3 protein-coding genes and 1 pseudogene are annotated in these 10,128 nt (G+C 68.2%); all 4 read left to right on the forward strand.

The genetic code is table 11. The annotated features are described in order from the left end of the window. The first annotated feature begins 52 nt into the window (after positions 1 to 52). Entirely contained in the window at positions 53 to 397 is a 345-nt protein-coding gene (locus tag QZ847_RS04055; RefSeq protein ID WP_294353287.1) for a hypothetical protein, read from the forward strand. Between the two features lie 37 nt (positions 398 to 434). Then, entirely contained in the window at positions 435 to 5,222 is a 4,788-nt protein-coding gene (locus tag QZ847_RS04060; RefSeq protein WP_294353289.1) for a phage tail length tape measure family protein, read from the forward strand. After that, positions 5,219 to 9,397: a hypothetical protein gene (locus QZ847_RS04065; protein WP_294353291.1), complete on the forward strand. Its 4,179-nt coding sequence runs from the start codon at positions 5,219 to 5,221 to the stop codon at positions 9,395 to 9,397. Before QZ847_RS04060 ends, QZ847_RS04065 begins: the two co-directional genes overlap by 4 nt. 4 nt (positions 9,398 to 9,401) lie before the next feature. Continuing rightward, positions 9,402 to 10,128 (forward strand): annotated as a pseudogene (locus QZ847_RS04070) (hypothetical protein); the annotation flags it as partial.

The raw sequence follows: 10,128 nt of genomic DNA on the forward strand, positions 1-10,128 counted from the left end.
CACGCCGAAGCCGGACCCGAACAGCAAGCGCGGCCAGGCCGAGCCCGACAGGGTGCGGACTAGCCGGCTCGAGGAATGCAAGCGGCGGAAGATCGAGCCCAAGCTCCCGCCGAACCCCGCGCCGCACATCACCGACCGGCTGATCGAGATCGGCCTGACGGAAGCGGCCGGCATGGGCGTCGGCCCTATCAGCTGGGTGCAGATCGACGCCTGGCAGCGGCTCACCGGCGTGCCGATCGCGCCGTGGGAGGCGCGGCTGCTGCGCACGCTGTCGCTCGCGTATCTCGCCGAGGTCAGGCGAGCCGAGGCCGAGACCTGCCCGCCACCGTGGCGCATCGAGACGACCGCGCGCGAGCGCGAGATCGAGGAAGCCGAGCTGCGCAGCGTGCTCGGCTGATCTGCCACCATCATCACACCGAAGCCGGGAGGCGCCCATGAACGACGATCTGCCCGGCTTCGGTGTCGATTTTCAGATAGACGCCGGCGACAGCTACGCGCAGCTTGCGCAGCTCGACGCGTTGATGAAGTCGACCGAGGCGAAGATCCTCGCGCAGGCTCTGTCGATCGAGAAGGCCACCAAGGGCATGATCGACGTTGCCGCGCCGACCGCCAGCGTGCGCGCGATCGCGACCGAGACTGCCGGCGCGATGCGCGGGATGGTGTCGTCGTTCGACCAGGTCGGCGCGGCCAAGCGCGATCTCGATCGCGTGCTCGGCAGCGAAGTGAAGATGGGTGCGATCGGCCCGGCCGCCACGCGCGAGGCCGCAGCTACCACGCGCGAGATCAACGCGACCGAGAAGTCGATCGAGCGGATGATTGCCCAGATCGATCGCGAGACCACCGCGACGGGGCGCTCGAAGGATCAGGTCAGGGCATTGCGCGCTGAAGAGCTGGCGCTGACCGCTGCCCGCCAGGGCAACACCGATGCGGCCGATCGGCTGCTGAAGAGCATGCGCGCGCTCGATGCCGCGCAACGCGCCGGCGCCGAGGATCGCGCCCAAGCCGCACGCATCGCCGAGACTGCGATCGAGGCCGAGGCGCAGGCGGTGCGCGACGCGGCGTTTGCCTACAGTCGTTTCGAGCTGGCCGCCCGCGAGGGCATGGCGGCCGCGCGCCAGATCGATGCCAACGCGGCCGCGGCCGAGCGGCTGCGCGCATCGACCGATCCGCTCTACGCCGCGACCAAGCGCGTCAACGACGAGATCGCGGAATCGACGCGGCTCTACCGCGCCGGCGCGATCGCCGAGGGCGAATACCTGCGTCAGCAGTCGGTGCTCACCGATCGCCTGAACGCGCACACCGTTGTGCAGGACACCAACACGGGCGCCGTAAAGCGCGGCAGCGGCGCGCTGACGCAGCTATCGTTCCAGCTGAACGACGTCGCCACGATGGCGGCCGCCGGGAGCCCGCCGTTCCAGATCCTCGCCACGCAGGCGGGTCAAGTCGTCCAGGTGTTTCAGATGGCCGAGGGTGGTGCCAAGGGCCTCGCACTCGAGATCGGCGGCCTGCTGCTCCGCTTTGCTCCGCTGATCGGCATCGTCGCGGCAGCCGGTGCCGGGCTCGCGCTGTTCACCCGCTGGGTCAACCAGGGCGTGACGAACAACCAGCTCACCAAGGATCTCGGCGACATCACCGGTGGCGCCGATGCGACCAAGCAGGAGCTGTACAAGCTGAAGGACTCGAGCGTGTCGTTCGGCTCGACGATGCAGGCGCTCTTCTCGGTGCTCGGCAAGGACATCGCGGGCGTGTTCGTCAGCGACATGGCCGGGATGGGAAAGAGCATCAAGGCGATCCTAGACGACATCACCGGGCAGGCGCGGCACGATCTGGCGGCGATCTACGCCGGGGTCGCAGGTACCAAGGCGTATCTCGGCGAAATGCAGCAGCGCGGCGCGTGGGTCGACATCTTCACGGGCAAGGGCGTCGACGTTCTGAAGCGCACTTACGGTGCCGCCTATGACGTGGCCGACAAGTACCTCGGCAACCTGGGCGCGCGCGTCAAAAAGGAAGCGATCAACATCGAGCGGCACAAGCTCGCCGAGAAGATCGGGTTCAACGCAGCACCCAAGCCAAAAACCGACAAGCACGCCGACCAGCTGGCGCGCGAGGCGGCCGCGACCGAGGCGCAAATCCGCAACCTGTACAAGCTCGCCGACGCTTACGGTGTGTCGGGTGCGGCCGCGCTGATCGCCGAAGCGCGCGTGAAGGCCGAGAGCGAAGCGATCAAGAAGCGCGCTGACATCGAAGAGCGGGTCGCGCGTCAGGTCCGCCTCGCCGTGGCGCAGCGCGTGTCCGACAGCGCCAAGTCGACCGCGGGCATGCGTGACGAAGCGTTGATCCAGGAGCAGGTCAATGCCGGCGTCGCCGACGGCTCGATCGCCGCCGAGCGCGCCAACCAGCTGCTGCGCGATCGCATCGCCGACCTGCCGCTGCTCGCCGCGATCGAGGCCGCGCGGACGGTCAAGGACGTGAAGGGCACCGAGGCCGCCACCGCCGCGCTCGAGGCGCAGCGTTCCGCGCGCGACCGCCTGTCCGATGCACAGCGTAAGGGACAGCTGATTGCGGCGCTCGCAACCGGCGACGAACGCCTGGCCGAGCTGCGCGAAGAGCTGCGCCTCGTCGGTGCTACCGAGGAAGTGCGCGTGCGTTCGCTCGCGGTTCTCCGCGCGACGCAGGAAGCCTCGCGCCTTGATCGCACCGGCCCGGAAGCCGAGCGGTGGATTCAGCAGCAGGGCGAGATTGCCGTGCAGCAGGTGCGGATCGGTGCCGCGCAGCGCGATTACAACGATCAGCTGACCTTCACCGCCGACAAATGGGACGCGATCGCGTCGCGGATCCAGAACGCCGGGCAGGGCATGGCCGACGCGTTTGGCGAGGCCGGGCGCGCGCTCGGCGGTGTCGTGTCGATCTACGCCGACTACCGGGCACAGGAAGAGCGTGCCGACGCCGCGCACCGCGAACGCCTGCGCAACGCCACCACAGATGCCGCACGCGAGCGTGAGAATCGGCTGTTCGCCATTCAAACCGGCGGCAAGCAGGTCGATATGTACGGCGACATGGCATCGGCCGCGAAGGGCTTCTTCAAGGAAGGGTCGACCGGCTACCGCGCGATGGCCGCGGCCGAGAAGATCTACCGCGTCGCGCAGCTCGCCATGTCGCTGTCGGCGATGGTGCAGAATACGCTCGAGACAACCACCTCGGTCGCGAACGCGGCCGCGCGCGCCTCGGCCGACGGTGCCGCGGGCGTAGCCGCGCAGGCGAAGCTTCCGTTCCCGCTCAACATCGCCGCGATGGCTGCAACCGCCGCGGCGCTGGTCGCGGCGGGCGTTGCGATCGTCGCCGGCGGCGGTGGTGGCAGCACGACGGTGCCGAAGTCCAACACCGGCACCGGCACCGGTACCGTGCTCGGCGACGTCGACGCGAAGAGCGAGAGCATCAAGCGCTCGATAAATCAGCTGCGCGAGGTCGACACCGTCACGAGCGTGTTCGCGCGCCAGATGGCGGGATCGCTGCGCTCGATCGACGACCAGATCGGCGGCCTGGCAGCCGTCCTGGTCCGCTCGGGCAACATCGACGCGTCCAGCGGCGTGACCGAGGGCTTCAAGTCCGACATGATCGGCTCGATCCTCGGCAAGGTGCCGGTGATCGGCGGCTTCCTGTCGTCGCTGTTCGGCAGCAAGACCACCGTGCTCGCCTCGGGCCTCTACGGGGCCGCGCAGTCGGTCGGCGGCATCCTGTCGGGCGGCTTCGACGCGTCGACCTACAGCGACGTGCAGAAGAAGAAGAAACTCTTCGGCATCACCACCAGCACGAAGACGTCGACCAGCTTCGGTGCGGCCGACGCGGATCTCGAGCGACAATTCACGCTGATCCTCGGCAGCTTCGCGTCCGCGATCGCCGGCGCGGCCGGGCCGCTCGGCGAGGCGACTGGCGCCGTGGAGAGCCGCCTTAACGGCTTCGTCGTCAATATCGGCAAGATCGACCTCAAGGGGCTGACCGGCGCCGAGATCCAGGAGAAGCTCGAGGCGGTGTTCGGCGCCGCGGCCGACGGCATGGCCGAGGCGGCGTTCCCGGGCATCTCGCGCTTCCAGAAAGCGGGCGAGGGCGCGTTCGAGACGCTGGTGCGTGTCGCATCGACGCTCGAGGCGGTCACCACCGGGCTCGACCAGCTCGGTGCCAGCACGCAAGCACTCGGCATCGATGCGAAGCTCGCGCTGGTCGACCAGTTCGACAGCGTCAGCGACTTCAACAGCGCGATCGAGGGCTATTTCAGCGCCTTCTACACCGATGCCGAGCAGGCGGCCGCCAAGGCCGCGCAGATGGGTCGCGTGTTCGACAGTCTCGGCCTCGCCATGCCGACGACGCTCGCGGGCTTCCGCCAGCTGGTCGAGGCGCAGGATCTTACCACCGCGGCCGGGCACGCGACCTATGCGACGCTTCTGCAGCTCGCACCTGCGTTCGCAGATCTGCAATCCGCCATGCAGGGCACGAAGAGCGCGGCCGATGTCGCGGCCGAGCGCGCCGACCTAGAGCGCAAGATCCTCGAGTTGAACGGCGACACGGCGGCACTCCGCGCGCTCGACCTCGCCAAGCTCGATGCCAGCAACCGCGGCCTGCAGGAGCAGATCTACGCGATCCAGGACGCGCAGGAAGCCGCCAAGGCGGCCGACGAACTGCGCAAGGCGTGGACCAGCGTCGGCGACAGCATCATGGACGAGGTGAAGCGGATCCGCGGCCTGAACGGCGTCGGCAATGGCGACAGCTTCGCGACGTTGATGGCGCAGTTCAACGCCGCCAACGCGGCCGCGCGCGCCGGCGACCAGGACGCGGCCAAGAGCCTGCCGGCGCTCAGCCAGGCGCTGCTCGGCAAGGCGGCCGATGTCGCGACCAGCCGGCAGGAGCTGGCGCGCGTGCAGGCGCAGACCGCCGCGATGCTCGAGGCGACTTACGGCGTGATCACCGGCCTGACCGCCACGCCGAAGAGCGCAACCGAGCAGGCCACGTCGGCCGCCAGCTCGGCGAGCGCCGTCGTGCCTGCGCCCGTCGACGAGCGTGTCGCCGGCGAGCTGGTCGAGCTGCGCGAGGCAACCGCCGAAACGCGCCGCGACATGATGTCCGCGCTGGCGACGATCGCCGGCAACACCGGGCGGATCGACAAGCGGCTCGAGCGGGTCACCGAGGCGAGCGGAGGCGAGGCGGTCAGCGTCGCGGCCGCGGCATGAAGGTGATCACCGACGCCGGCGCGACGATCGCGATCGGCGACACCGAAGCCGCGCCGACAATCGGCATCGTCGACTATAGCCGCCGGGTCACCGATGACTTCGGCGTGACGACGGTCGTCGAGCGCGGCTTCTCGCGCACCATGTCGATCAAGGCCGCAGTGCCGTTCGACCAGGTGAGCACGCTTCAGCTGCAGCTCGCCGATCTGCGCGCCGAGCCGGCGACGTGGGTCGCGGACGATCGCTTCGCCAGCCTGGTCGTACGCGGCTTCTTCAAGGATCTGCGATTCGACTTCGCCTCGCCTCCGATCAGCTACTGCACGCTGACGGTCGAGGGCCTGGCGTCGGCCGAGCCGCTGCCCGACGACGTGCTCGATCCCGGCCCCGGCGGGCAGCTGTCGACGTTGCAGGTGCTGCGCCCCGTCGAGGTGACCGGCGGCATGCTGAGCTACAGCAGCGTTGCCGAGGATGATGCGCCCGAGTGGGCTGCGGGCGCCACCTATCCCGCCGGCGCGCGCGTAATGCTCCGCGCCGAGCACCGCATCTACGAGAGCCTGATCCCGCTCAACACGGGCAAGCACCCGGTCGACACCGTCGGCGCGTGGCTGGACGCCGGGCCGACCAACAGGTGGGCGATGTTTGACCAGGCGCTCGGTACCGTCACGCGTGCCGATCGACAGCTGCAGGTCACCGTCGCGGCCGGCGCGGTCAACGCCGTCGCGTTGATCGACATCAAAGCCGACACCGTGCGGCTGCAGTCGGGCGGCTACGATCGCACGGCGTCGGCGACGTCCGGCACCGTGACCTTCCTTGATATGCCGGACGGTACAGCTCCGGTGACGATCACCGTTATCGGCGACGCCGGCGTCGAGATCGGCACGCTGCTGGTCGGCCAGCTGGCGTCGCTGGGCATCACCGAAGCGTCGCCAACCGCGGCGATCACCGACTTCAGCCGCAAGGTAATCGACGATTTCGGCGAGGTGACGATCGTCAAGCGCGCGTTCGCCAAGACCATGTCCGCGCGCGCGCTGATCGACACCGCCGCGGTTGACCTGGTCGCCGCGCGGATCGCCAACGTTCGCGCGCGGCCGTGTCTGTGGATCGGGCAGGATGGTATCGCCGCCCTCACAATCTACGGCTTCTTCAGGGAGTTTTCGGTTGAGATCGGCGAGACGCTGAGCAAGCTCTCGCTTTCGATCGAGGGCATGAGCTCGGCCGCGAAGCTGAAGCCGCTCGGTAGCCTGGTCAACTGGGACGATGTCGCGAACCCGACTGGCACGAAGCCTGCCGACAATGCGACCAACACCGCGAAGCCGGATGCGCCGTTCGGACCCGGCGCGACGGTTGGTTCGGCCCTTCTCACGATCGAGAAGGTGCCGTCCCTGATCGAGCGCGTGGACGCGATCGAGCCGGCGATGAGCGATGTCGACGCGCTGAAGGAAGCCGCGGTCGGACAGGACAAGACGCTCGAGCAGCTTGGCCAGGTCACCGTCGACCACGACGCGCTGATCCGGCAGGCCGAACGTGCGGCTGGGCGGATAGACGACGCGCTGCTGCGGCAGGTGATGGAAAGCGCGCGCACGCGGCAGGTGTTGCGTGACGCGGGCATCGTCATCGATCCGACGACGGCCGAGGTCCGTATCTACGCCATCGACCAGCAGGCAGAGCGGATCGCGCGCGCCGAGGTCGCGATCAACGCGCAGAAGGGCACGATCGCGCTCAAGGCGGACTCGGCTTACGTCGACGAGCAGATCGCGCTGGCGGTGCTCGATCCCGCTCAGGTCGCCGAGCTGGAACCCATCATCAAGCGACTGGCTTCGGCCGAGCTGACCATCGACGGGCTCTCCGGCTCGATCGTGACCAAGGCCGAAGTGATCGAGCTGGGCAAGGTCGACAAGCGCGTGACCGGCGTATCGGAACGCGTCGACGCGCTGGCCGGCGAGATAGAGGACAAGGTCGAGAAGACGACCTTCGAGGATCTCGGCAAGACGGTGCAGTCCATATCGGAGAAGCTGTCGACGGTCGGCGACACGACCGGGCTGTCGCTGACGATCCGGCAGGCGCGGATCATCGCAGACGATGCGGCGACCGCGGCGACGCGGGCATCGCTCTCGGGTGACGAGGCGGTCCGCCGCCAGATTATACAAGCGGCCGAGGCTCGCGAGGATGTTTACACCCGGATCGTCGCCGGCGAGCTGACTGAGGCACGTGCGCGGCTCGCGCTTGCGGCCGAGGTCGGCGACGTGCGTGCGATGGCGCTGCGCGAGACAGCAACCCGCATTGCCGACGATCAGGCGATCGCGTCCGACGTTCGCGCGCTTGGCGTCACCAGCAGGGATCAGGCCGCGGCGATCGGCGAGAACGCCGAGGCGATCCTGACGGCCGCGGGTGGCGTCGCCCGCACGCAGACGACGATCCGACAGGTGGTCGGCCGCGCCGACGAGAGCGATGAAGCGATCCTGCGTGCGCTCGTGAATGGCGACACCGACAGCCGAGCCCGACGCGACCAGCTGGTGCAGATACAGACTGAATTCGCGACATCGTTGGTGGCCAACGATGCGGCGAGCGCAGTCGCTCGGCAGGCGTTGCTGGTACGGATGGCCGCGGCCGAGGCCGCGATCGTCGAGACCAGTCGCGTGCTTGCTACCACGACGCAGGCGCTGGCCGAGCGGATCAGGGCGGCGGAAGCGATCGTGCTCGATCCTGCGACCGGCCTTGCGGCCACGCGCGCGCGTCTGATCGACGAAGAAAAGCTCAGCGCCGATCGCGACAAGGTGACCAGCGGCAAACTGTCGCTGCTCGAAGCTGCCGTCGACGATCCCAAGACTGGCCTCGCCGTCACACGCGCGCAACTTGCCGACGAGGTGAAGCTCAGCGCCGACCGCGATGGTGCGATGGGCGAGCGGGTCGACGGGCTGGTCGCCGAGTTCAGTGATCCTGCGACCGGCCTCGGCGCCACGCGCGCGCAGCTCGTCGACGAGGTGAAGCTCAGCGCCGATCGTGACGGCGCGATGAGCGAGCGCGTCGACGCGCTGGTGGCCGAGTTCGACGATCCTGCTGCGGGCCTCGCCGCCACGCGGGCACAGCTGGCCGACGAGGTGAAGCTGAGCGCCGATCGCAACGGGGCGATGGGCGAGCGAGTCGACGGGCTCGAAAGCGTCATCACCAATCCTGACACCGGTTTGGCGGCTGTCGACGCCTCGGTCGGACGGCTGGCCGAAACGACGGCGAAGGCGGATGAGGCGAACGCCAAGCTGATCGAGCAGGTGCGGGTGAAGCTAGGCGACCTGGGCGAAGCAACCGTGTCCGATCTGATCAAGGCGGTGGTGAAGGCCAACGGCGACATCATGGCGACCAAGACCGTCGCGATCGACGTCAACGGTAATCTCGTCGGCACGCAGCTGGTCGGCTCTTCGGAAGGGCGCGGAAGTCTCGGGCTGATCAATGCCGACCTGCAAATGGGCGATGGCCGCATCATCATGAACACCGGCACGATGATGCTCGCGACCGGCGTCGGCTTCGGCGCTCAACGCGACCTGCTGCTGTGGTTTGGCCCGACAATGGCTCTGGAGCAGTGCTCACGCACGAACGGCCAGATGTACCTGCCGACCACCGGGCAGGCCTATTTCGGCGGTGGTCTGTCGGCTGGATCGCTGACGGTGCCGGCTACGAACCCCAGCCTCGCGGCGGATGCCATCGCCGAGCTTCCCCGCTTTGGCTCAAACGGCAAGCCGGTGCGCTACATCGCGAGCTGGTCGTACACGTTCCGGCGCGTCAAGTCCTACACGCCCGACAACGAAGGCCTGCGCGACTTCAAAACAGAGGCGCAGCGGTACAACGCCGCGACTGACGACGGCTTCGACTATTTCGGCTCAGTCACGGAGAAGCAGCCCGCGTCGACGATCACGCTCAAGCGGGCATTTGCCGGCAGCTCCTACGAGCAGCTGAAGCAGGTGAGCTTCGACACACAGACGCTGACCATGTCCGGCACCGCACCGACACCGGGCGACGCGCCCGGCACCGCCACCTTCACCACCACGATCGGCGGCGGCTTCACCATCGTCGATCCTACGCAGACCGTCGCCGACCGCACCGTGCAGCTCGTGCTCGCCCGCGGCTTCGGCATCATCGAGGACGGCTCCAGCCAGCGCCTCAGCATCGTATCCGTCGAGGAGTAGAATCATGCCTTGGTATCGCGCCGGCACCGTCACGGTCGCCAACGGCTCGCCCGTCGTCACCGGCGCGGGAACCGACTTTGTCGCCAACACGCAAGCCGGCGAGGTCTTTCTCGGCCCGGATGGTCGCGTCTACGAGATCAGCGCGGTGCCGTCCGCGACCGAGCTGCGCATCGTGCCGGCCTATCAGGGCGCTAGCGCTGGCGGGCAAAACTACGGCATCCAGCCGACCAGCAGCTTCGCACGCGACCTCGCGATCGCCGTTGCTGCGCTGATCGCCAGCTTTGCCGCGGTACGCGACGGCGTAGGGCAAGGCCTCTTTCCTGACGGCTCGGCAGCATCGCCGGCCTTCCGCTTCGCGGCGGATCAGGACACCGGCATCCGTCGCAACAATCCCAATTCGCTCGCGCTCGTCACCGGTGGCGCCGATCGCGCCTTCGTCAACGCCTCTGGCCTCAGTGTCTTCGGTGACATGAGCACCGTAAGCGGCGCAGGACGGATCGGCTTTTTGGCTGACTCGCAGCAGTGGCCGCTAAACGGCGACAGTATCGCGCACTATGGCATGACCGTCGGTGTCACGCTCGGCGGTGGCGATCCGAAAACAGTACTGTCGGGCTATGGCGGCTTGATCTTCGGCAGCGCCGGGCAAGAGCGGGCGCGGATCGATACGGCAGGTAACCTGCTCGTCGGCCAAACAAGCGCCTCGTGTCACACAATACGTAAAGGCTTTAGCG

This window comes from uncultured Sphingomonas sp. (genome assembly GCF_913778135.1).
In the GTDB taxonomy this organism is placed as follows: Bacteria; Pseudomonadota; Alphaproteobacteria; order Sphingomonadales; family Sphingomonadaceae; genus Sphingomonas.